The organism is Staphylococcus sp. NWU MK-U1 (assembly GCF_033283505.1).
Taxonomy (GTDB): Bacteria; Bacillota; Bacilli; order Staphylococcales; family Staphylococcaceae; genus Staphylococcus; species Staphylococcus haemolyticus.
The window spans coordinates 1-857 of record NZ_JAVSMG010000020.1 but is presented as its reverse complement, the minus strand read 5'-3'; the positions used below and the strand labels follow the sequence as shown (position 1 = coordinate 857).

Genomic DNA, 857 nt, shown 5'->3' with positions numbered 1-857 from the left:
TCTAAGGATATATTCGGAACATCTCGTAGAGATGAGGAATAACGTGACATATTGTATTCAGTTTTGAATGTTTATTTTAAACATTCAACAACTAAATGAAAATTACATTCAAAATTATATTTTGATATACTATTTTGATGTGATTGTTTGTTTATTGATTGTACATTGAAAACTAGATAAGTAAGTAAAAATAGATTTTACCAAGCAAAACCGAGTGAATAAGAGTTTTAAAAAAGCTTGAATTCATAAAGCATAATCGCTAGTGTTCGAAAGAACACTCACAAGATTAATAACAGGTTTTCGACTTGAACTTTTAAAGAAATCGTTTTTAGATAATGAGTTGAGTTTATTTAAAGCGCAGTTTACTTTTGTAAATGAGCATTTAAATGAATGAAAACGAAGCAATATGAGAGCGATTGACTAAAAGTTTGGTGGAAACATAGATTAAGTTATTAAGGGCGCACGGTGGATGCCTTGGCACTAGAAGCCGACGAAGGACGTTACTAACGACGATATGCTTTGGGTAGCTGTAAGTAAGCGTTGATCCAGAGATTTCCGAATGGGGGAACCTAGCACGAGTTATGTCGTGTTATCGACAAGTGAATTCATAGCTTGTCAGAAGGCAGACCCGGAGAACTGAAACATCTTAGTACCCGGAGGAAGAGAAAGAAAAATCGATTCCCTGAGTAGCGGCGAGCGAAACGGGAAGAGCCCAAACCAATAAGCTTGCTTATTGGGGTTGTAGGACACTCTATACGGAGTTACAAAGGAATATATTAGACGAATCATCTGGAAAGTTGAATCAAAGAAGGTAATAATCCTGTAGTTGAAAATATATTCTCTCTTGAGTGGATCCT

Annotated in this window: 1 rRNA gene; it reads left to right on the top strand. The window is 35.6% G+C overall.

From position 1 onward, the window contains the following. Positions 1 to 442 precede the first annotated feature (442 nt). Positions 443 to 857: ribosomal RNA gene (locus SBL16_RS12125) — 23S ribosomal RNA — on the top strand; the annotation flags it as partial.